This is a genomic window from Paenibacillus sp. SORGH_AS_0306 (genome assembly GCF_030819345.1).
GTDB lineage: Bacteria > Bacillota > Bacilli > Paenibacillales > Paenibacillaceae > Saccharibacillus > Saccharibacillus kyungheensis.
The window spans coordinates 5,153,476-5,176,311 of sequence record NZ_JAUTBP010000001.1 but is presented as its reverse complement, the minus strand read 5'-3'; the positions used below and the strand labels follow the sequence as shown (position 1 = coordinate 5,176,311).

General features: G+C 38.1%; 26 protein-coding genes. 11 read left to right on the top strand and 15 right to left on the bottom strand.

What is annotated here, in order from left to right; all coding sequences use genetic code 11:
- Positions 1 to 3: 3 nt before the first annotated feature.
- Both QE450_RS23025 and QE450_RS23020 read right to left on the bottom strand, forming a co-directional pair.
- Complete coding sequence (locus QE450_RS23025; protein ID WP_307302392.1) at positions 4 to 816, bottom strand: helix-turn-helix domain-containing protein; 813 nt, start codon at positions 814 to 816, stop codon at positions 4 to 6.
- Between the two features lie 185 nt (positions 817 to 1,001).
- The gene (locus QE450_RS23020; RefSeq protein ID WP_307302389.1) at positions 1,002 to 2,372 is read right to left on the bottom strand and encodes a dihydrolipoyl dehydrogenase family protein; all 1,371 of its coding nucleotides are present in this window, start codon (positions 2,370 to 2,372) and stop codon (positions 1,002 to 1,004) included.
- Positions 2,373 to 2,610: 238 nt separating this feature from the next.
- Between QE450_RS23020 and QE450_RS23015 the strand changes: the two genes are divergently transcribed.
- Together QE450_RS23015 and QE450_RS23010 are read left to right on the top strand one after the other, a co-directional pair.
- Positions 2,611 to 3,267: a hypothetical protein gene (locus QE450_RS23015; protein ID WP_274171066.1), complete on the top strand. Its 657-nt coding sequence runs from the start codon at positions 2,611 to 2,613 to the stop codon at positions 3,265 to 3,267.
- A gap of 62 nt (positions 3,268 to 3,329) precedes the next feature.
- Positions 3,330 to 3,926, top strand: coding sequence for a hypothetical protein (locus QE450_RS23010; protein WP_307302387.1), 597 nt, complete (start codon positions 3,330 to 3,332; stop codon positions 3,924 to 3,926).
- 73 nt (positions 3,927 to 3,999) lie between these two features.
- On the opposite strand, the gene QE450_RS23005 is transcribed toward QE450_RS23010, so the two are convergent.
- Together QE450_RS23005 and QE450_RS23000 are read right to left on the bottom strand one after the other, a co-directional pair.
- Entirely contained in the window at positions 4,000 to 4,356 is a 357-nt protein-coding gene (locus QE450_RS23005; protein WP_301263088.1) for a DUF1292 domain-containing protein, read from the bottom strand.
- Positions 4,357 to 4,445: 89 nt separating this feature from the next.
- Positions 4,446 to 5,645 (bottom strand): ROK family transcriptional regulator, encoded by a 1,200-nt coding sequence (locus QE450_RS23000; protein ID WP_274171069.1) that lies wholly within the window; start codon positions 5,643 to 5,645, stop codon positions 4,446 to 4,448.
- A 320-nt stretch (positions 5,646 to 5,965) separates the two neighbouring features.
- Between QE450_RS23000 and QE450_RS22995 the strand changes: the two genes are divergently transcribed.
- The 3 genes from QE450_RS22995 (at position 5,966) to QE450_RS22985 (ending at position 7,835) form a co-directional block, all read left to right on the top strand.
- On the top strand, positions 5,966 to 6,607 hold the full coding sequence (locus QE450_RS22995; RefSeq protein ID WP_273614738.1) for a chromate transporter: 642 nt from the start codon (positions 5,966 to 5,968) through the stop codon (positions 6,605 to 6,607).
- Between the two features lie 12 nt (positions 6,608 to 6,619).
- A complete protein-coding gene (locus QE450_RS22990; RefSeq protein WP_307302383.1) occupies positions 6,620 to 7,156 on the top strand; it encodes a chromate transporter in 537 nt (178 codons plus the stop codon).
- Between the two features lie 88 nt (positions 7,157 to 7,244).
- Positions 7,245 to 7,835, top strand: a complete 591-nt coding sequence (locus tag QE450_RS22985; RefSeq protein WP_307302381.1) for a hypothetical protein — start codon at positions 7,245 to 7,247, stop codon at positions 7,833 to 7,835.
- 110 nt (positions 7,836 to 7,945) lie between these two features.
- On the opposite strand, the gene QE450_RS22980 is transcribed toward QE450_RS22985, so the two are convergent.
- Entirely contained in the window at positions 7,946 to 8,842 is an 897-nt protein-coding gene (locus tag QE450_RS22980; RefSeq protein WP_273614735.1) for an NAD-dependent epimerase/dehydratase family protein, read from the bottom strand.
- Positions 8,843 to 9,134: 292 nt separating this feature from the next.
- Here QE450_RS22980 and QE450_RS22975 point away from each other — a divergent pair, with 292 nt between their 5' ends.
- Positions 9,135 to 9,686 (top strand): hypothetical protein, encoded by a 552-nt coding sequence (locus tag QE450_RS22975; protein ID WP_273614734.1) that lies wholly within the window; start codon positions 9,135 to 9,137, stop codon positions 9,684 to 9,686.
- 28 nt (positions 9,687 to 9,714) lie between these two features.
- Here QE450_RS22975 and paiA read toward each other — a convergent pair whose 3' ends face one another.
- The 7 genes from paiA to QE450_RS22940 all read right to left on the bottom strand — a co-directional run bounded on the left by paiA (position 9,715) and on the right by QE450_RS22940 (position 15,574).
- Positions 9,715 to 10,239: a spermidine/spermine N(1)-acetyltransferase gene (paiA, locus tag QE450_RS22970; protein ID WP_307302378.1), complete on the bottom strand. Its 525-nt coding sequence runs from the start codon at positions 10,237 to 10,239 to the stop codon at positions 9,715 to 9,717.
- Between the two features lie 18 nt (positions 10,240 to 10,257).
- Positions 10,258 to 10,719: a MarR family winged helix-turn-helix transcriptional regulator gene (locus QE450_RS22965; RefSeq protein ID WP_273614732.1), complete on the bottom strand. Its 462-nt coding sequence runs from the start codon at positions 10,717 to 10,719 to the stop codon at positions 10,258 to 10,260.
- 186 nt (positions 10,720 to 10,905) lie between these two features.
- Entirely contained in the window at positions 10,906 to 12,276 is a 1,371-nt protein-coding gene (locus QE450_RS22960) for a TraB/GumN family protein (protein ID WP_307302376.1), read from the bottom strand.
- A 204-nt stretch (positions 12,277 to 12,480) separates the two neighbouring features.
- Positions 12,481 to 12,966, bottom strand: a complete 486-nt coding sequence (locus QE450_RS22955; protein WP_307302374.1) for a hypothetical protein — start codon at positions 12,964 to 12,966, stop codon at positions 12,481 to 12,483.
- A gap of 123 nt (positions 12,967 to 13,089) precedes the next feature.
- Entirely contained in the window at positions 13,090 to 13,764 is a 675-nt protein-coding gene (locus QE450_RS22950; protein WP_307302371.1) for a response regulator transcription factor, read from the bottom strand.
- Positions 13,765 to 13,776: 12 nt separating this feature from the next.
- Positions 13,777 to 14,940, bottom strand: coding sequence for a sensor histidine kinase (locus QE450_RS22945; protein WP_307302368.1), 1,164 nt, complete (start codon positions 14,938 to 14,940; stop codon positions 13,777 to 13,779).
- A 190-nt stretch (positions 14,941 to 15,130) separates the two neighbouring features.
- The gene (locus QE450_RS22940; protein ID WP_307302366.1) at positions 15,131 to 15,574 is read right to left on the bottom strand and encodes an SMI1/KNR4 family protein; all 444 of its coding nucleotides are present in this window, start codon (positions 15,572 to 15,574) and stop codon (positions 15,131 to 15,133) included.
- Between the two features lie 288 nt (positions 15,575 to 15,862).
- Between QE450_RS22940 and QE450_RS22935 the strand changes: the two genes are divergently transcribed.
- On the top strand, positions 15,863 to 16,741 hold the full coding sequence (locus QE450_RS22935; RefSeq protein WP_307302364.1) for a GNAT family N-acetyltransferase: 879 nt from the start codon (positions 15,863 to 15,865) through the stop codon (positions 16,739 to 16,741).
- Between the two features lie 135 nt (positions 16,742 to 16,876).
- Here the strand turns inward: QE450_RS22935 and QE450_RS22930 are convergent, their stop codons facing one another.
- Complete coding sequence (locus QE450_RS22930; RefSeq protein ID WP_273614725.1) at positions 16,877 to 17,308, bottom strand: MerR family transcriptional regulator; 432 nt, start codon at positions 17,306 to 17,308, stop codon at positions 16,877 to 16,879.
- Between the two features lie 176 nt (positions 17,309 to 17,484).
- Here QE450_RS22930 and QE450_RS22925 point away from each other — a divergent pair, with 176 nt between their 5' ends.
- Positions 17,485 to 18,336, top strand: a complete 852-nt coding sequence (locus QE450_RS22925) for an aldo/keto reductase (protein WP_307302362.1) — start codon at positions 17,485 to 17,487, stop codon at positions 18,334 to 18,336.
- Between the two features lie 203 nt (positions 18,337 to 18,539).
- Here QE450_RS22925 and QE450_RS22920 read toward each other — a convergent pair whose 3' ends face one another.
- Both QE450_RS22920 and QE450_RS22915 read right to left on the bottom strand, forming a co-directional pair.
- On the bottom strand, positions 18,540 to 19,580 hold the full coding sequence (locus tag QE450_RS22920) for a ketopantoate reductase family protein (protein WP_301263105.1): 1,041 nt from the start codon (positions 19,578 to 19,580) through the stop codon (positions 18,540 to 18,542).
- Between the two features lie 13 nt (positions 19,581 to 19,593).
- Positions 19,594 to 20,343: an acetoacetate decarboxylase gene (locus QE450_RS22915; protein WP_307302359.1), complete on the bottom strand. Its 750-nt coding sequence runs from the start codon at positions 20,341 to 20,343 to the stop codon at positions 19,594 to 19,596.
- 160 nt (positions 20,344 to 20,503) lie between these two features.
- On the opposite strand from QE450_RS22915, the gene QE450_RS22910 reads away from it, so the two are divergent.
- The 3 genes from QE450_RS22910 (at position 20,504) to QE450_RS22900 (ending at position 22,812) form a co-directional block, all read left to right on the top strand.
- On the top strand, positions 20,504 to 21,391 hold the full coding sequence (locus QE450_RS22910; RefSeq protein WP_307302358.1) for a LysR family transcriptional regulator: 888 nt from the start codon (positions 20,504 to 20,506) through the stop codon (positions 21,389 to 21,391).
- Positions 21,392 to 21,528: 137 nt separating this feature from the next.
- On the top strand, positions 21,529 to 21,903 hold the full coding sequence (locus QE450_RS22905) for a MerR family transcriptional regulator (protein WP_273614720.1): 375 nt from the start codon (positions 21,529 to 21,531) through the stop codon (positions 21,901 to 21,903).
- A gap of 66 nt (positions 21,904 to 21,969) precedes the next feature.
- On the top strand, positions 21,970 to 22,812 hold the full coding sequence (locus tag QE450_RS22900) for an oxidoreductase (RefSeq protein WP_307302356.1): 843 nt from the start codon (positions 21,970 to 21,972) through the stop codon (positions 22,810 to 22,812).
- Positions 22,813 to 22,836: the final 24 nt, after the last annotated feature.

Genomic DNA, 22,836 nt, shown 5'->3' with positions numbered 1-22,836 from the left:
TGATTACGAAGTCAATATAATCGGTTGAAGTGTATGTCCCTGACGAAATGTCGAAGGATTGACACCAAAGTGCTCGGCAAATTTACGAGAAAAATAAGTCTGTGAATTGAAGCCTACTTCATAAGCGATTTCGTTAATATACTGCGGGGTAAAGCGCAACAGATATTCAGCTTGTTCTAGCCTCATACGAGTCACTGTATCGACGATCGTCTCTCCTGTCTCTGCTTTGTATAAATGTAGCAATCGTGATGGAGAAAGGCAGACACGCTGTGCCAGGTGATCTATACGCAAGTCTTCTTTGTAGTGTTCCTGCAAGTATTGGATAATCTCTGTAATTCTCGAATCTGTACGATCTTCCTGAGGCTCATAATAGACTGTAATAGAAAGTAGAATTTCGCTAAGGGTGTGAAAAGAAAGTTCTTTATCGTATCTGCTTATAGGCTCTGTGCAATATTCCAGTAGACGTTCAAAAGCATGTTGAACACGTGAAGCTAAAATAGAATGATCCATGTGGATATGTAGGCTAGGACAGAAATCTTGAATACTTTTGAGTAAAATAGACCATTGTGGATGAGCGGTAAAAGAGCAACAAATGCCTTCTAGTCGATGATCGGAAGGTTGACATACACTTTTTTGCATACCAGGCGGAATAATATCAATACTGCCTGCACGACATTCGAGACGGTGATCTTGATCATGGATCATTCCCTGACCGGACAATGTATAAAGAATAACCCATTTCTGTTGTACCTGTGGACGGTAGCAAGGCGATGGTCCAGCTAATAAATAACGATCAGCCGTTAATTCTGCATACATAGTGATACCCCTTTCCTTTGAATAATGAAGGAATACGTACCTGTTTTTTCATAAAATGTAAGCGCTTTATTTCGATGATATCTGAATTACTGTAGTCTGACAAGAGGGAAATTACGCATTCGGATATAAAAAAAGCGCAATCCTCTATATTAGGATTGCACTCTTTTGCGAAGATATAGCTGCATTTACTCTTCCAAAAAATACGAAAGATCCGACATCGCAGTTGGATAACCGTAGATTGTTTTTTTCCACTCATCAATATTAAGATCAAATTGGATCGCTGTCGCAAAATGGTTAATCAAATCATCTGCTTCCCCGCTTAAAATATGAGCACCCAGCACTTTTCTAGCTTTCGTATCTATAATCACTTTGATACGGGTATGCTTTTCGTTTGTTCGTTTGTAGGTGTACCATGATGAGGTGTCCATATCGTTAATTTTGATATGATCTCCTAACTTTTGCGCTTCTTCAGCCGTCATACCGACCGATGCCAATTTGGGAATAGTAAATACAATACTTGGCATCACTTTGTAATCCGGTATTTGTACATTATGTTGAAGCAAATTCGTACGTACAGCTTGAGATTCCATACTTGCTATTGGTGTTAACGGTAATCCTTTGGTCGCAGCGACATCTCCGGCGGCATAGACACGTGGATTACTGGTACTTTGCAAATATTCGTTGACTGTAATCCCTTGTTTCTCTGAAGCAATATTGGCTTGATCTAGCTGAAGCTGATCGATATTCGCTACACGACCCGCACCATGCACCACCAATCCACATTCTATCTCTATAGATTGCTTTTGTTGATCCGAGTTCTGTGTCGCTGTTACTTTATACTGTTGATCTGCTAGTTGTGTGATGGATTCAATCTCGGTATTTAGATGGAATTGAATGCCTAATTCACGTGAACGCTCGACCAATTCATCGACCAGATCAGGATCGAATTTGCCCAACGGCTGATCTCCATGATGGACAATATGTACTTCTGCCCCTGCTCTCACAGCGATATGCGCAAATTCCATGGATATATAACCTCCACCTACAAATACAATAGTAGATGGCAATTGTTCTAAATTAAGAAAATCATCGCTATTGGCTAAATATTGCTCGCCTTCGATCGATAATGGAGCAGGCTTTGCACCTGTAGCAATCAGAATATGTTTACCTGTAAGTTGATCGTCTCCGACTTGAACTGTATCCTCACTCACAAATGAAGCGAATCCATGAAAAGTATCTACTCCTGCTTCTTGTAATTTTTTCTCATGTGCTGGTGGAATATCTTCTACAAATGTTTCTTTAAATGCCATCAGATCTGCCCAGTTAATCGTAGGCTGGTGTTGTATGCCTTTCCCTTGCATCCGTTCATTCCAATCAATAATCTCGGCCGCACCCACCAATACTTTCTTCGGATCACATCCACGAAGTGCACACGTGCCACCGTAAGCTCTAGAATCGATAATTGCTACCTTCCAGTCCTTCTTGCTACAAGCGGTGGCTACACCCGCTCCTGCGCTACCTGTGCCGATGACAATAAGATCATATTGTTTGTTCATTTGTATTTCCTCCTTCATTCTATTGGTATATCCATATTCTTATAGTCGATTAATGGAGTAGGTTCTCTTTACTACTTAAACCTTAATAGAAGATAGCAATCTACCATACGTTGTTAACGTTAATTATTATTTTTAAAATTTGACTAATTTGGTATTGGTTTTTTTTAATTTACGTGGTAAATTTTCAACATAATCATTTTATATACTGCCAAACGCTAGAAAAAGGGGATTATTACAGATGAAGAGAAAACTCATGCTTACACTGGTGTTAACCGCTGTTTTGACAGGTTCCAATGTGATGTTTGCAAACGCTACCTTTGCGGCTACAGATGATGTTTTACCGGATGGCACGTATACGATGGATCTGGAAACGATGGCTTCTTCTTTTTCCGCTTCTTCATTAGAAGATCCTCCTGTAGCGGTAGATCAAGATACTTATGACGAGAGCGAAAGTGTAGAGAATCTTGACCCTGCTTTGGTGGAGGAAGCGACTCAATTTCTAGAGTATAGTGATCAGATGGCGCCATTACTGGAGTATGAGAAAAAAGCGTGGACAGCCTATTACAAAAATGATTATGTTAACAATACCAATCGCAAACAAGAATATGCACTGGTTACAAATACGATTATTCCAAACTATAAAAAATTCTTAACAGGTATCAAACAAATCAAACCGACTCATCCTGAGTTAGCTAAAATGCATGCTAAGTATATCAAAGGTGCTACCCTTGAAATGGAAGGCTTCCTTTTGTTTCAAAAATATGTATCCAAAACCAAATTAAATGATGATATACTGGACAAGTCCAATGCTAAATTAGATGTAGGCGGCGATTTGTTACTTCAATTTGATAAAGAAATGGAAGCATATATTTCCAAATTTCTACCTGCACAATAAACCTTAGCATGTGACTATTCTAAAAATCGTACGCTATACACACTAAGGGGCTATTATTACTCATGAACAAAAAGATTCTTGCTACCGCATTACTTGCTTTTCTACTGATTGGTACTTCTTTGATCCCTACAGCTTCTGTTTTTGCAGCAGAAGATACCGCTACTTCAACAGACAGTGAATGGATCACCGAGGACGATAATACCAATGTAGATGAAGATACGTATACAGATGAAGACGTTGATCCTGCCCTGTTAGAAGAATACGAGCAAGCTATGTCTTATATCGATCAGTTAACTCCTCTTCAAAACTATGAAGATACGGCTATCGATCAGCTTCACCAATTGGGTGTATTAAATGCCAGCACACGTAAGCACGTTTACATTAAACTCAACAAAACGATTATTCCGAACTACACCAAGTTCGTCAAAGGCATGAAAAAAATCAAGCCTGAAAATGAAGAGTTGATTGCTATTCACAACAAAACGATTCAAGCAATCTCTTTACAACTACAAGGAATGACGCTGATTCAAAAATCAGTATCTACCAACAAAATCAATCTCAAAACGCTTAACACAGGAATTGATAAATTAACAAAAGGTAGTACGATGATTGATGATGTATATGATTATTTTGATACGTATGTTACTAAATTCCAATAATTACATTGCAAAAAAGACCTTCCTGATCACTTGAGGAAGGTCTTTCTGTATCCATATTACAAATCATATACCTTTATTCTACATTTGATGATGCAGGAGGATTGTCTTTATTCAACTGAATAATCACTTCATACACTTGTCCCATACGTTGCCATTCTTCATCATCAGTAATATGATTTAAGAAAAATTCATCTTCTTCCTCATCATACTCCACTCGTAAAATCGTACCATCTAACGGCGAAGGTTCTTTATGTAACAAAAGAGCATACGGAATCTGATCATACGTAAATGTTTTGACAATCATCATATCATGTTCATTACCTTGTTCATCCAAAATGAGAAACCCTTTTTGAAATGCTTCGTCTTCTAGCAATCCAAGATCATCGCGGAATTGCCCTAGTTCGATCGGAAAGTTGTTGTGGTTACTCATCATTATTCTCTCCTCAAATATACAGATATTGTAATGTCACACCGCCATGTTAGCATCAACCAGACTCAGCGTCAATCCAACAGATTAGATTACAATTCCATTTGTTGCAAAATCATCACAGCAGCTCCTACCGCCACCGCTCTTTCTTGCAATACTCCTTTAGAAAAGATCGGCTGGTAACTGTTATCATACCCTACTTTTTTGCGAGCAACTGCTATCGCCTGTTCATAATAAGAAGGATCGGCATTGATCAATGCCCCACCGAGGATTACTTTCTCTGGCAATAAAATATTAATCAGATTAGCAAGCCCGATCCCCATATAACTAGCAGACCTCGCAAACAATTCTTGTAAAAACACATTACCTTGATTCAGACCTGTAATTAAGGTATCAAAATGAATCTGCTCCGGTGTTAACTCTTGTGCCGCTTCCCAGATATCCATACCTAACTTCACCCGTTGTCTAACTTGCTGTTCCAGCGCTTGTACCGAAGCAAAAGCTTCCAGTGCGCCATAATTTCCTTGATCGTGTAATTTTTCTCCATCAGTCTGAATAATCATCTGTCCAATCGAGCCTTCACGATCAACAGCACCCCGTACTAATTGTCCGCCAGACATCATCGCGGAACGAATCCCTGCGCCCACATTTACAAATAACATATGTTGCATATTCTCATCTCGCACTGCCCAATGTTCGCCTATAAGTGCTGTATTGGCTCCATTTTCAAGCACTGCTGTTAATCCGGTACGCTCGTTAATCATCTGGCAGATCGCTACATCTTTCCAACCTGTCGCTGGAAAATAAACAGGATTCAAGATCATTCCTTTTGCTCGATCTAGAGGCCCTACCGCTCCTATCCCTATACCAATCATCTGACTTAACGTTAACTGATAATCATTGAGCATCCAATCGATTCGTTCTTCTACATAATCCACCAGACGCTCAGGAGTCATCTGTTCATCCATAAACCAGCGATACGACACAATCGTATTCATTTGCAGATCATATAATCCCAATACCGAATAGACTCGTGAAATCTCTAATCCTATAATATAGCGGTGCGTAGGATTGATACGATACAATGTAGGTCGTCGTCCGCCTGTAGATTGCCCCTGACCGGATTCACTGATCCATCCTTCTCGTGTCAGTTCATCTAGAATACGATTCAGACTACTACTCGTAATATCCATTTCTTGCAGCAACTCTGTTTTGGAAATATGATCTTGTGTAGCTATCCGGTCATAGACTTGCCGTTTGACCACTTTCATCGGAAATTGAAATGTATTCATACGTTCTTCCTTTCTCTAGCATATAGCAGTATACATGCGACAACATTGGATCATAAAGAAGTCGTAAAGCACGCCGTTTATACCGCTCTGACTCCGCTTCAAGGTTAAAATCTGCCTTCATTGTAACGTGTAACGACTACCTTGACCACTTTTTATCAGTGAGAAAAAAAGAAGATGAACACACTTATTTTATAGCTTATTTTTCATTTATAAGCAAACGTTTTAAGGATGATCAGAAACATTTACAAGATCAGCTTCCAAAGTTTATTCCAAAATGATTAAAAGATGATATACTGGTAACTAAGAGTGGAGTGAACGTGATGAAAACTTATTGGACTGAAACCCTTCAATTAAAAATACATTTACTATGGAATTTGTTTTGGATCTTTTTCAAAATTGGCCCTGCTACATTTGGCGGAGGCTATGCGATGATCCCAATATTAGAACGAGAAGTTGTACAGAAACGAAAATGGATAGATGGTCAGGAAATGAGCGATTTATTATCGATTGCAGGTTCTGCACCCGGCGGTGTAGGAGTGAATGCGTCGACTTTTCTCGGATATCGGATGGGTAAGATTCCCGGTGCTATCGCTGCTGTACTCGGGATTACATTGCCTACCTTTTTTATCGTATTTGCACTCAGTGCTTTTTATTCTGTGTTTCAGGATCAACCGAAAGTGCAAGCTGCTTTTCAAGGAATACATGGCGCTGTAATCGGATTGATTGCTGTTGCCGCTTATCGGATGGGGAAAAATGCATTATTTGATCGCTCTACGATTGTAGTAGCTACAGGAGCATTGATTACTCTTTTGATTACAGGCTTGAATCCGATCTTTATGATTTTATTTGGACTAGGTATCGGTATCTTAATTATTCAAGCCAAAAAGAAATTAGGATTAACTGCCCGTACCGAAAAAGCGACTCATGATCATATCCCACCTACGATTGAATATTATATCTAAGGGGGAGATATCATGGTATTATGGCAATTATTTTTAAGCTTTTTGAAAATCGGCTTTAGCTCATTTGGCGGAGGTTATGCAGTTATTCCGATGATCCAGTATGAATGTAGTCGATATGGATGGCTAACCGACGAGCAATTTCAAAGCACTGTTTCACTCGCAGGCATGTCTCCGGGGCCGATTGCTACCAACAGTGCCACCTTAATCGGTTATGAGACTGCTGGGTTAACAGGTGCTATTGTCGCTACAAGCGGTATTGTGCTTCCTTCGCTGATTGTAGTGATTATATTAGCAGCATTCTTTTACCGAATTCATTCGAATATATGGGTACAATCGTCTTTCTACGGATTACGCCCCATTATTACCGGATTGATTGCTTATGCAGCGATCCATTTTGGTCTGTCTAACCATGCAGATGTGATTATGAGCTGGACTACAATCGCTACATTATTGATCGGTATTGCAGCATTCTGGGCGATTGTCCGATACAAGCTTCATCCATTAATGGTGATAGTCGGTTCAGCCGTTATAGGGATTGTGTTATTTTAGTGTTACCTCTTTGTGCTTTATTTCTGGTATGATACCTTTATAAATGGATTTTTATAGAAAAAAAGGTACAAAGGAGACTTTATTGTCTATGAAAAAGCAATCGTTGTTGGTGATCATGATGGTAGTGTTATTTACGTGTATTCCTGTGTTTCAATCGCCAGCTACGATACATGCAGCAACCAATACAACTATAACGAATGGTAGCCCTTCTGCACCTGAACCTGGTTATGTAGAAGATGATACGTATAATGAAGTTGCACCTGAATTACAGCAGGCTTTTGACGATTATGTAGATTACTATAATCAATATAAAGAATGGGTTCCTTACGAGACCAAAGCTGCCACTATCCTAAATAAGTACAAAAAAGTACTCGCATCTACGCGCAAGCAAGCTTATAGCGAAATGACAACTATTGCGATCCCGAGTTACAAAAAATTTCTAAGTGGAATCAAACAAATCAAGCCTAACAATACAGACCTTTCCACTATGCACGCCCAATTTATTAAAGGAACGACTCTTCAATTAGAAGGAATGATCCTTTTTCAAAAATACGTTTCCAAACTAAATCCAGACCCCACTATTATCAAAAAAGCGAATGTAAAATTCACTCAAGGTCAGCTATTGATTAGTGAATTTAATGAAAAAATCGCTTTGTACAATGCTCAATTTTCACAATAAATCGCTTCGTTCAGCAAAATATCATTTAGCATTTTAGATAATGAACGATAGCAAAAAAGGGTGTAGCTACGATCAGCCGCACCCTTTTTATTATATTTTGTATAGTAATCCTATTCGGTATCTACATAAGATCTCCAATAATGTTGTTGTTCAAATCCGAGCAGTCTTTTTACTTTGGTATTGCTCACTAAAGTCTCATATTCATCCAGTTCTTTTTTCAAAGGCACATTCGGATAATAAGCAGCTAGCAACTCTTTGGTTGGTTTGTCAGAAGAAACATCATTCGCGGCAATATTCATTACCTGAAATCCCAATCCATCGGTTTCAACAGCTAACCTACATGCTAGCGCTAGATCACGAGTATCAATATAGCTCCAAGTAATCCGTTTACGCTGAATAGGATCTGCGAAATAAGCAGGGAAATCAGCATATTTGGAAGGATCTATTACATTGGCTATCCGAAAACAGTAGATATCTATACCTGTGCGGGTCTGAAAAGCTTTGGCTGTGACTTCATTCACTACTTTGGATGTAGCATAGCTATCCATTGGATTAATATTGTAATCTTCATCGAGCGGGAAATAATCAGGATCACGATGCTCGTCTGCAAAACAAGTTCCGTACGTCGTTTCGCTGGAAGCTAAAATGACTTTAGGGATATTGTATTTGGTTGCGGCATCCAATATATTGTACGTACTCATCACATTGATACGATACACTTCATTGTCTGGATACGTGTGAATTTGAGGAATTGCTGCTAGATGCACGATTGCATCGATCGGTTGCGGTGCTATCGATTCATGGTAACTTTTATCAATCGTAGGACTGGCTAGCGCATTGAATACTTGCCCTGCATCTGTAAGGTCTGTAATCAGTGTCCGTACATGCGGATGATCCAAAGGAACTTTGTCTAAATTGAGTACTTCGTATCCTTGCTCAAATAATTCTTGTACTACCCATTTACCAGCGAGTCCACTACCACCTGTGACAATTACTCTTTTGACCATGTGTACACTTCCTTTTCCTTAACAAGATAGCCAAGCACGATATCGAACGCTTTAACTTGTTACAATGTTTAGCAGTGCGCTAAAGGTTCATTCTTTATATGTTAACCGTTTCCAATGTATACCAAGCAATTAAATTTGCTTATATTCACTATATACACTAGAATATGCTTGCTAACTTTCTAAAAGAAAGAGTGCAAAGTGACGATACAAATAGTAACAGGAACTGACAAAATCAACCTATGTTATAATGATTCTTCTCAAATATATTAGCGAAAGGGGATTATATAGTAACGTGAAAGCTCGATTGTTATGGATAGTAACGCTCACCTTTTTGATCGTACAAAGTATGGTATTGGTTGCACCACTTCCATCTACTCATGCAGCCACTTCTTCTGAATATGGTTATGATGATAGCCAAGTTCCTGCCAAATACAAGCAGGCGTATCATGACTACGTGGATTATGACGATCAATTGGAACCTCTGCAAGAATATGAACAAATTGCTCTAACTATTTTTAAAGAAAATAAAAAATTCAAAGCTTCAGATCATCGTTCTTCTTATGTAGAGATTACAGGGATTGCTCTTCCGAACTATAAAAAGTTTGTTAAAGGGGTACAAAAAGTCTATACACCCAACAAAGACTTGGCTCGTATGCACAAAATATATGTAAAAGGTGCTAACTATCAACTACAAGGTATGCTTCTTTTCCAAAAATATTTATCCACCAAGAAATTAGATCCTAGCATATCCAAAAAAGCAAATACTCAATTAGCGATTGCCAACAAATTACTTACACAGTTCCATAAAGAAATGAATGCGTACACTGCGAAATTTTCATATTGATTGAATCCTGATCTAGTCCAAAGACCACTTAATCCATAAGTGGTCTTTTGGTCATAATCAAATCGGTTTGCTGTTCATCCCCCATATAGAACGAATGTTGACCGGTTAGCTCGAAACCTAGCTTTTGATAAAATAAAATGGCATTGTTGTTCTTTTCCCATACTCCTAGCCACATCTGCTGTTTGTTCAGCTCCTTCGCAATCTGAAGGGCTTGCTGAAAAAGATGCTTCCCTACTCCATGCTTTTGAAATGATTGCTTGATATAAATGCGTTCGATCTCCAGACTGTCCTCGCTCATCTTTTCAGACTGTGCTTGATCGGTATTGATCTTGAGATAACCAGCAAGTTCATTATTCACATAAGCAAAAAAGAACTGTGAATACGGATTGTTTAATTCTGTTTCTAGCTGTAGACGATTAAATGCTTTCTCCAAATAATGATCTATATGTTCAGGTGAATTCTGTTCTCGAAATGTTTCATTAAAGGTGTCATAGCTAATTTCCTGTAATTGTTGTACATCTTCTAACGTACACTGTCTTATCATAATATCCATATCGTTTGTGTACTCCTTTCACGATGATTCATAATTTCGTTTATTGCCTTTTTTAACAAAAGTCCAATCTTTTTCTACATTTTTTCTTACCTTTTGTAGAAGCTCGAACAGTAGGTCATTCTCTTGCTCTGATAATCCTTCCAATGCCATCAGATTAGAATAATCATTTTCTTTTTTGATCACAGGATAAATCTGTTCTCCTTTCACTGTAGGAAAAAGCTTTTTGATTTTTTTGTTATGCGGATCTTCTTTTTTTTGCACAAATCCATTCTCTTCTAAATTTTTGATTGCACGCGCAGCAGTGGTACGATCGACTTTGATCATTTCCGCTAATTTTTCTTGAATAATCCCAGGATTTTCATAGATACGCACCAGATATAAATATTGACCTTTGGTGAGTGCATACTCTTTAAATTCAATATTGCTAATACTATCTAGCGCTCTAGCAATCATTCCGATTTCTCGAAGAATCTCTTTCATAATGAGCTCCTTTTATTTTTGTTGTAAATGCAACAATTATTATTTTTTAAATATATCTTATTTATGTTGTATTTGCAACAAAAAACCACTCCATTCACTACAGAATGAGGTGGTTTTTTGGAGCACGTTTATGTTTTGGATATTGTTGAATCTAAGATCATACTTATGTTTACGCTAACTATACTGCTATTTTCTGGTGACGGTATATCCTTTTTTCTCAAGCAAGTGAATAATACCATCGTTACCTAGATAATGAGCTGCACCGACAACGATAAAGTATTTCTGGTTGCCACCGCTTTTTAGATAGCCATCAATTTTTTGCGCCATTCCAATATTGCGATCAACCAGCATTGCTTTATTATATTCTTCATTACCAGCTGTACTGTTTGTTAATTCTAGCAATTTTTTCTCATCGCCTGTTTTCCACATTTCTGCGGCTTCATCTGTATTTTCATTCAGATCGGCTTGATTAGGATTGTCCAGATCATACAGTGTCGAATATAACATTTGTTCTTGTAATTCATCAGAGAAGTTATTGAGCATCATAAGCTGGGAATCTTGTGATTCTAATTCCATCACTGTGATTTTGCGTTCTACAGCTTTTTGGATAAAGTGTAGATCAATGCCATCTGCTGATTTGTATTCTGGATCGCTTGGAGCAAAAGAACTTACAATCATTTCTGCAACCCATGGTTTGAAATGATCTAACGCATCGCGTTTCCAATCATTCGCTAAAAGTGCTTTACCTAATTTGGCATACGTATACGTAGATAGATGATCTTGCAATCTGCTTCCATCTTTGTACTCACCGATTTCCAAAACACGTTGTTGCATCGCTTCATCCGATATCTGTGTAATGTCTACTTCTACGCCAAGATAATTAGCTTCTGCGAAAGCTTGCTCATATTCTTTGCGTAGCGGATAAAAACTTTCATTGGCAATATGTATCGAACCGACCAAGTACACGGTATTTCCGTTATTTTGTACTTCCCACATAAATCCACGACCACCTGTATCGGCAGTTTCTGTAGATGGTGCAGGTGTTGGTGTTATCGTACTGCTAGGGTCTGGAGTCACTACTGGTGGTGCTGTATTCTCTGTAGGAGCAACCGTTGTATCTACTGGAGGGGTATTTTCTTCTACAGGAAGAGTAGGTGTAGCAGGAGGTGAAGTCAACTGAATCGTACGTGTTTTGGCATTCCAAATCACAGTATATCCAGTTAATTCAGCAAATGTACGAATAGGCACATATGCAGTACCGTTAATTTTAGCCAATTTACTTTTAACGGTTACACTTTTACCATTGGCTACAACGGTAATGCTGTCTTTGGATACGTTGGACAATTGAATCTTCATCGCTTGCAATGTTGAACGAAGTGGAACCATTGTCACTTTCTGCTGAACTGTTGGTGCTATTCCTTTACTGTACTGAACCTTCTGATCGTTCACTTTCACGATTAATGGCTGTGAAGCTGTCGCTGCCATCGCAGGTGAAGCTGTCGCAAGTAATCCTGCTACCAAAACAAGCGAAAGCATTTTTTTGTGCCAATTTTTCATTATATAACTCCCTCTGAATGTGTAATGTTCATCCAAAGCCAAACGTGTCCTTTTAAATATTGCATAATCCTCTTTCAAGTACAATACATTATTTCTTTATATTTATACTTTATTACAAATAAAGGGATACCCATAGCAAAAGCACCCATACAAGATGGGGTAATCATCTTATACGAGTGCTTCTTTATATACATATAAGTTCATCTATCCGTTGACTTTGGAAGGTGCAAATACATGCTTAATCTCAGGGAATTTGGCATACAATATTAGACTACGTGTAGCGAAAATAACAGCAATGCCGACCCACAATATCCACTGAATACGATGATACCCTGTTGCGAACTCTCCGAAAGCAAATCCTAATGCGATTCGGGTCAATATAAAGCTTGCCCATGTAATCAGTGTAATCGTAGTGCCTTGAACATACACAATATGATTCTGAATATATACTTTGCTGTGCCATGCCTGAATCGTTCCAGCGATCAAAGCAGCTATGACCACTAAGATACACTCGATCCATTGCGTTACAGGCACCTGTTGCCGGGGAAATGTCTGATACACCTCATACAAAGCAATCAATGGCAACACAATAAAAAATAATTTTTTGACCGGTTTGGGACGCAATTGACGTAAAACAATCCAGACGATCATACCAATCACAAGTAATGTTGTAACTATATTAGAATACATATATTGACCTCCTTAGAATGTGGTTATACCTTTATTCTAAAGATTCAACAGTATGTATACGTCTACTTGCAGATTGATCTTTGAACATCCATTGATCTATCTAGCGATATACATCAACATCAATTACTTGACCAATCCTTGGCGTATCGCTAGCACAACAGCTTGTGTCCGATCTTCCACATCCAACTTTTGAAAAATGCGATGAGCATGCGTTTTGACAGTGCCATGTGAAATGTGTAGCGCCAGTGCAATCTCTGAATTACGCTTGCCATACGCCATTTGTTGTAACACAATTAACTCCTGATCGGTTAACGGTTCGATCAGTTCATACTTGGCGGGAGTTGATGGCGGTGCTGGTTCTGCCTTTTTAAGTGCTTCAGCGAGTGCTTTGCTTGCTAGCGGTGTTTTGTACAATGCTTCTCCTTTATACACTGCGCGAATCCCTGCCAGTAATTCTTGAGTATCTGCGTCTTTGAGTAGAAATCCGGTAGCCCCTGCACGAATGCCTTCTTTAATATAATCTTGTACATCAAAGGTCGTCAGCAATACAATCTTCATATCAGGCAATACACGTAAAATCTGTTCTGTTGCTTCTAGCCCAGAGCACTCAGGCATCTGAATATCCATCAATACCATATCAGGCTGTTGCTCTATTGTAACTTCTAACGCCTGATGTCCATTACTGGCTTCACCAACACATTCCATATCCGATTGAGCATTAATAATATACTGTAATCCTTGACGTACAATCGGCTGATCATCGACAAGCACGATTCGAATATTAGACGGAACACTCATGATTATTTCTCCTTATGATTGGGTTGGATTTCCGATAGGGATCACAGCTTGAATAGACAAACCATGAGGTAACACAGGCTCAAACTGACAGGTTCCGCCCTGTTGCTCACAGCGTTCTTTCATATTTTTTAATCCATAGCCTATCTTCAATGAATCTGTATCGGTATAGACACCATTATCTGAAATACGCAAATACACCTTATGGTCTTTCTCCTGAATATGTACAGAAGCGGTATCTGCTTGTGCATGACGAAGCACATTGGTTAACGATTCTTGGAGCACCCTGTACAAGACAATACTGGTCTGAATCGACCATTCTGTAATCGGAGAATCTTCTACAAATGTAAGCTTGAGTGCCGAGCGTTGCCCTGTCTGCGTGATCAATCCTTTCAAAGCGACCAATCCTAAGCCCATCTCATCATTCGACCATTCTTTGACGGCTATACGTACTTCTGTCAGTGCCTGACGAGCAATCGAGATCAGTTGCTTGATACGCTCTGGCATATGCTCCGGTTCTGTCGATTGCATAATCTCCAAAGCTTGTAATTGAATAATCAGCGATGTCAGTTGATGCCCTAATCCATCATGTATTTCTCGTGCCAGACGGGTTCGCTCTTCCAATGCTGCATAACGTACCGAATGTGCGCTTGCTTCTTGCAGTTCTAGATGAGCTTCTTGTAACTCTCGATGAGCTTGATCCAATTGATCGAGATGTAATTTTGTTAAAGCATGTGCATTTTGACGTATCTGAGAACTACGTACGACTAGAAAAATACCAATAATCGCTAGCAAACTACCAAAAGAAAAAGCATATACTAATGCAATCACAGTAATCGTTACCAGACTAACGATGATAGTCACATACCGATAATCTCGATTAATAAATATACTCAAAAACAACAATGGCCATAATAGGCTTGAATTCACAGACCCGTATTGATAATGAAGATATAACGCTGTGCTGATAATGATGATCGAAAGAATAATATAGATCGTTCGACTACGCCATATTTTCGGAACCCAAATAATCATTATATACAGAAATAAGATCAATAATGTGCCATACTGATTCACTGCTCCATAACTTACATATTCGTTATAACTGGTAATCATCAGTGCGATCGTTCCAAATATACGGATCAGATATCTATACGTTTTTTCCTGTTCAATACCCATATGTCTCCCCCACTGCTCTGTACGATTTTATTTATTGTAGAACAATAGGCAAAGATATACATCTACTTGACGGTCGATATTGAGGAAAAGCTGTATATCTGTAGATAGATGCTAATCAACTCAACAATCTACTATCTTTTCAATCATTCTGTTATACCCATGTTATAACATGAGATGATTTTTATATTTGTTATTCTTGTTCTGCTTCTTCTTGTGTTAATAGATATTCAAAAAAGTCACCAAATGTATCCCACGTATCCGGTGCTATCTGAAAAGAGCGATCATGTAGTTGATGTACATCTATACTATCGCACCAGATCACTGCTGGAGTCTGTGCTGTATCCAGTACGATCATACTTCCCGCAGGCTCTGCTAGAAATAGCAAAGAATGAGGAAACTGAATATCTTTTCGCAATCGAAGTGTTTCTTCTATTATATTGGGTGTATAGTGATCATAACTAAATATAGAAATACCTCCAATCAACCCTCCATTAAAAAATAAAGCAATCTTTTTAAAATCGTCAGGTAATTGCAACTGTAGTTGCTGTTCCATCTTAGCTACTAGCTGTGGTGTAATTACATCATCTGGAAATAGTAGATCATACCGTTTTTTGATCGACTGTATAGTGTTCATCTCTGTATCGCTCCTTGCTATGTAAATCTACAATTATTGTATTCTATGTATTCATCCAAATGATACAAATTTCACTCTTTCACCTAGCTAATTGGAGCCAAACCGATGAAATAGCACTCTTTTCTATTTTGTTGTTGATTCTCGCTATCATTTAAGCAATACTAAACTCATTATCATTCTAGGGGGCGTTGCTATTGGTAACTATAATGATCTGGACAGAAACGAGAAGGATAACGTCTATTCGTCCATAAACTACGTATTTCCGACTCTTAGAGGATAAACAAAGTTATGCCAACGTATACGATTAGTAAAATGACTGATTTTTCAAATCAGCAAATCGATCAAATTCGATTATTAGAACAAATATGTGCACTTTCTGACGCATCAGACTTACGAGTTGGGGTAGAAAGTTTGAAAGCAATACATGGAGATGAGGCTTTTCTATGCTATAACGAAGATCAGCTTATCGGTTTTCTAAGCTGGTATACTTCAGACAGGATTGAAGCTAATATCAATGCTATGGTTCATCCAGAGTTCCGTCGTAATGGTATTTTTAGAAATCTATTGAATCATGCAGTTGCAGATATGCATCTTGTAAATATACAACATTGTCTTTTTAGAGTCCCTTCTAACTCACAATCAGGTATCGATTGTATAGGGCATATCGACGCTGATTTTAGTCATTCTCAATTCTCGATGACTTTTAATTCTATACAAGATAGGATGCCCTGCTACAATCATCTTACTATAAGAGTTGCCAACAAAAAGGATACTGCCTTTCTTATCTACTGTTTTGCGCAAGCTTTTGAAGATTCAGAGTCCTGGACTAAGGAGTATCTGGAGAGCACAAGCCAAGAGCCTAGCCGATTAACTTATCTGGTTCTACACCAATCCAATCCTGTAGGAATGATTCGAGTCAATACCATTCAAGCTCATACCGCGGTTATACATGATTTTTGTGTACTTCCTACAGAGCAAGGTAAAGGCTATGGTCGAGATATTCTTGCTCAACTGATTACTTTATTACAAGATCAACAATACACTCAAATTCGCTTAAGTGTAGTCACAGCAAATCGACATGCATTACGTCTTTACACGTCTGTCGGATTTGAAATTTCCGCTGAATTTCATTATCATTCACTGCCACTTCTTTCAATAAATCATTAAAAATAAGCATATCTATATCAAAAAGCTCTTTAGTCTATAAAGTACTAAAGAGCTTTTTGATGATCTATTTTAAAGTAATAAGATAGTCCAACGACTTTGAGTATGAGACAAATCTTTCCTTGTTATCACTAAAACTTAGGAATGTGTGGGCGTTGCAGATATCGCTTTATCTTTTCCCCATGTACGAGGATTAGTCGTATCAGCAATACCCTCCGTAAGAATAGCCTGATATTGAATCGTTTTTTGTTCCAAATGGGCTACTCGCTTTTGTGCTTCTTGTAGTTGGATCAAAGCCACTTCTTTGTATTCCATCATCATTTCATTGCGCTGAGGAATAGTGGCATCTCCTTCTAAGCAAAGGTCAACGTATAATTTGATCGTTTCAATCGGCATTCCTGTCTGCTTGAGACATCTTGCTCCATACAACCAGTTAATCGATTCTTCATCAAATAACCGAATATTATTTTTGTTACGTTGGACACTAGGCACTAATCCTTTATCCGTGTAAAAGCGTACAGCATGTTCGGTAAGTCCTGTCATCAGAGCAGCTTCTTTTACAGTAAGCATCGCCATATCCACCTTTCCAAATCCATGATAGAGAATCGCTTGACTTCGTGTAGCACGAAGGGAATAAGCTCATTATACTGCAAACACATCACAAGCAGAATCTATATTCACGCGCTATGTATATAGAAGTGATCATTTGCTATTTCAAATACAAAACCAGTACAGGAGGAATAATCATGCAAACTGTCACATTGAATAATGGTGTTACTATGCCCATCTTAGGCTTTGGTGTCTATCAGATTCCAGATGCAGAAGAATGTGAAAATGCTGTCTATGAAGCGTTACAGATTGGATATCGTTTGATTGATACAGCAGCTGGCTATATGAACGAAGAAGCGGTAGGACGTGCTATCAAGCGTAGTGGTGTGCCTCGCGAAGACATATTTATTACGACCAAGCTGTGGATTCAAGATGCTGGCTACGAGAGTGCCAAAGCCGCTTTTTCCAAGTCTTTACACAAACTTCAAGTTGACTATCTAGATCTATATCTAATTCATCAGCCATTTGGTGATTATTATGGAGCTTGGCGAGCGATGGAAGAACTCTATAAAGAAGGGAAAATCAAAGCGATCGGTGTTAGTAACTTTTTGCCTGATCGCTTAATGGATCTGATCGTGCATAATGATATCGTACCTGCGATCAACCAAGTCGAAACCCATCCTTTTCATCAACAGATCGATAACGCTACTTTTATGCAAGAACAAGGTGTACAGATCCAATCGTGGGGGCCTTTTGCAGAGGGACGTAACCAGATGTTTAGTAACGAATTGCTAACTTCTATTGCTGACAAACATAACAAATCAGTCGCCCAAGTTATATTACGCTGGCTTGTTCAACGCGATGTTGTCGTAATTCCCAAGTCAGTACGTCGAGAACGTCTTGCTGAGAACTTTGATATTTTCGACTTTGAGCTAAGTGTAGAAGATATGGAGCAGATTGCTACTCTGGATACAGAAGCAAGCCTTTTCTTATCCTATCTTGATCCCGAAACCGCTAAGATGCTCGGTAACTTGAGAGTGGAATTGTAATGTAAATAAAATATAGCTATACTTTTACAACAATATAGACTTTTACTACTTTTACCTAGAAAAGAACACCAGCATAGCAGTCTGGTGTTCTTTTTTTCGCTTTAGTTATTCTATTTTTTAGTAGGATGTATGACATTTATAGTATCAAAATTCCTATTATAACTAACGACTAACCTAATGATCTGGCATCCTTTATTCAGATATTATACTTTCTGCTTAATACTCAATAACTGTTCAAAAGCTTTTATATTTGTATCAAATGTAGGCACCGTTTGAGATTCTTCGGCAGATTTGACTTGTGCTATAACCAAATCGTTAAAAGGTGTTGGGATGCCAGTACCTTCTGCCATTGTTGGAACAACGCCATTAATATAGTCGATTTCTGTTTTACGTTTTTTCTCCAGATCCTGAAGCATACTTGCTCTTAGCAATCTGGATGGTTCCATCACTACTCTAAAGGTTTGGATACGTTCAGGGATATCATTTTCGCTGTTTAACTCCAAAGATTCTATATCAAATCCACCCATTTTAGCAAAAGCGACTCCATTGGCGTGTCCAACTTTTATCGTCTCATCGGCGATATGAACGGCACTAACGATGCCAACTTCATGATCAAGAATAGATCCATATTCTCCGTTTAATGCTGCTGACAAACCACTGAATGCATTGTTAATCAGTAATTTGGACCACTTTGTTCCAACTAAGTTATCGGAAATATGTGTTCCGCCTACAAGATCTAACACGGATTTGATCTGCTGGATTCTTTCTGTCGTTTCACCGTTTAATTCTCCAATTTGAAAAGCGTACTCTTTAAACTGATTATACTCGGTTGTAAGTTGAGATACGCCGGGTTCGATAAAGGTAGCTCCAAATTCAACAGAACCTGCTATAACACGTTTTTCCCCAACAATAGAAGCCACGTTGTTTTCAGGTATACCATTTTGCAAAGAACAGACAACACTATCTTCTTTTAAAAAAGGTAGCAACTCTTGCAGAACAGCGTCGTTATATAATTGTTTGGTTAACAGTAAGACTAAATCATACTTTCCTGACTTGTTTTCAGGGGTGATAGCTTTCACTTTAGCCTGAAATTCTGTCGTTCCAATGACTTTAGCACCTACTTGATTGAGAGTATCTACATGTTCTTGATATGAATCAATTAACTCAACATCTATTCCTCCAGCAGCAAGATATGCTCCAACGATAGTTCCTAATGAACCTGCTCCTAAAACTGCAATTCTCATTTCAAAATCTCCCTTATTTTTCTTCTAGGTAATTATATACAGGTTGTGCAGCATTCAACGTTAAATCCGTCAGAATATGAGATGCTGAAACAACTTCTAATACAGGCAAGTCTGCAAGTGGAGCTAGTGCATGTTCAAATAATTGCAGTCTAGCCGGCCCACTCCAAGCCCCTTTCACGTCTATATTCGTTATCTGTGTTCGTACCAAATCGCAAATCTTCAAATTTCCATTGTAATCTGTAGCAATCTTAACCATAAAAGTAGGTCGACAAATTTCATTTTTAGCAATTTCTTTATCCATCTCAACATGCTTATATCCCATCGTGGCAGTTGCTACACGAAGTGAACCGTAATCCAACGTACCTACTAACGTATCTGAATCGACATAAAGCTTCGGTGCACCTAACTTCTTAGGATACGCAGTCAGTTCCCGACCACTTGCAATCGCTGGAAAGTTGTCGACGTACATCGAATGCGTATAATCTCCATCTTCACCATTAAATCGGACAGGAATCACTTGTCCAGCTTCAGTATAAGCGCCTAATCCCGATACGTCTGGCATCCACATCACTTCGAATTTGACCAGAGGATCGCCGATTATTTCAAGAGGTTCTGGCACTGCTGCTCGTAAAGCTTTTGCATCTGTGCGGTAAATAATATTCAGATATTCACGGTTAACAAATTTATAAGGTGGCATAGGGTAAGCGGGTGCGGTTAATGGTGTGTTAAGATTATTGGCAATATTATTCATATCTATTCTCATAATGCACCTTCCTTTTTACTCATATTTTTTATATTTGTTTGCTTATCTTTAGTCTTTGATCATCTATCTTCTACAATCATCTTACATCTATATTTACATATAATCTAATATATAATAATGTATATATACATTTATTCTAATAAATAAGCGAGGTGTATCTATGGAATTACTTCAGCTCAAATACTTTCAGACTGTTGCTTATACAGAACACATTTCTAAAGCAGCCCAACAATTGAATATCGCACAGCCTTCTTTAAGCCTTACGATCAAAAGACTTGAAGACGAATTAGGAACCAATCTATTTGATCGGAAAGGCAGAAATATTCAATTAAGTTCATCAGGCAAAATTCTTCTAAAGCATGTAAACCGGATTTTTACAGAGATCGAAAATGCACAAATAGAAATTCTATCTCAGGAACATCACATTGCTAACACTATCAAAATATCTATTTCCAATCCAAGATTCCTGACCGGTCTAATCAGTGAACATATTAACCACTTTCCTACATCAAAAATTCTTCAGTCGATTGGAGTGAAAAGCGAAATATTAACCAGTTTAAAAAAAGGAGAGATAGATTTAGGAATAACCGGACATCCGATTCAAGATGAGGAGCTACAAAGTTGTTTACTGGTCGATGAAGATATTGTTCTCGTGCTACCTTCCAACCACCGATTGACAGGCAAACATGAAATTTCGTTAAGTCATGTCGCCGATGAACCGTTTATCACTTTAGCTAATAATGTGGAATATAGTGATTTCACGACTTCTCTTTGTGAGCAAGCTGGCTTTATCCCCAATATCGCGTTTGAGGTCGATTCCCATTTGCTGGTCGAAATTATCAAGCTTGATCAAGGTGTCGCTTTACTTCCTATTTCCGTGTGTAGAACACTGGGGTTAAATTATGTACAAGTGACAGATGATTCTACGACCTATCCGGTAAGCTTATCCTGGGTAAAACATAAAACGTTATCCTCTTCAGCAAGAGATTTTCGCGACTTTATTATGTCGTACTATGAAGATAATTATAAAATGTTTAAAGTTTATTAAAGATTTGTATATTTATTTCTAATCATACGAATCACTACTGATGCTTCAATACTTTCATTTTGCGACAATGATTGATAATACACTTTGTGAAAATTATAATGGGACTTAAAGTTAACTTTAAGTCTGGAGGAAGATCAATGTATACTATTGGAGAAGTTCAAGCATTATTTGGTATCAACGCCTCTACTATTCGCTATTATGAAAAAGAAGGAATTTTGCTTGCTATAGCACGTAATGATATAGGACGACGCATATATTCTAAAGAACAAATTGAGTGGTTAAAGCTTGTTATTGCGATGAAAGAAACTGGTATGAGTCTAAAAGATATAAAAAGCTATATTGATTTAATTGTGGTTGGAGATGATACGCTACTTGAAAGACGCGAATTTTTAGTAGACCACAAACAAAAAGTAGAAGAACATCTCAAGCAAATTCATCAAAACTTAGAAAAAATCATTCAAAAAATAACGTATTATGATCTTAAAGTACTTAATAAAGATTACTTTCAATAACGATTTGACATAAAGCTTCCTTTAAGATGTATTCTCAATCTATACCACTTAAAGGAGTGAAGGAAATTGATATCTAGTCAAAAAGTTATTTTTATTACAGGAAGTTCAAGTGGTTTTGGACGTTCTATTACGGAAAAAGCATTAGCTGAAGGCTATAATGTTATCGCAACAGCTAGAAATACAGATACACTAAAAAGCTTAGCAGAACAATATACATCTAACATTCTTGTTCTTGAACTGGACGTAACGAACCCGGAACAAATTAAACATGCTGTTGATACTGCTGTAGACCATTTTGGAAAAATTGATGTGTTAATTAATAATGCAGGTATCGGCTATTTTGCTTCTGTGGAAGAAAGTATTGAAGAACAAACACGTAAAATGTTCGAAATTAACTTCTGGGGACTTATGAATGCTACAAATGCGGTACTCCCTTTTATGCGGAACCAACAATCAGGTCATATCATTAATTTATCTTCAATCGGTGGGCTCACTTCGTTCCCAACTCTTGGTTACTATCATGCCACAAAGTATGCTGTTGAAGGGATCTCAGAAAGCCTTGCTCAAGAAGTCAGCCCATTTCATATTCATATTACACTTATCGAGCCCAGTTCTTTCCGAACAGACTGGGGTGGTCGTTCCTCGGTCAAAACCAAACCAACTATTGCGGCTTATCAAGAAACCTTGAGTCCGATGTTGGATCATATGGAACAAGCAAGCGGTCAAGAACCCGGTGATCCTGAAAAAGCAGCGCTAGCTATTTTAAAAGTAATTGAGTCGGATAATCCTCCACTTCGCCTTCTCTTAGGAAAAGCAGCTTATCAAGCAGCCACTCATAAATTCACCAATTTACTTCAAACGATTGAAGATTGGAAAGACACAACGATAAACGCAGATTTTGCAGAATAAATAATTATTAATGGTAAAGTATCA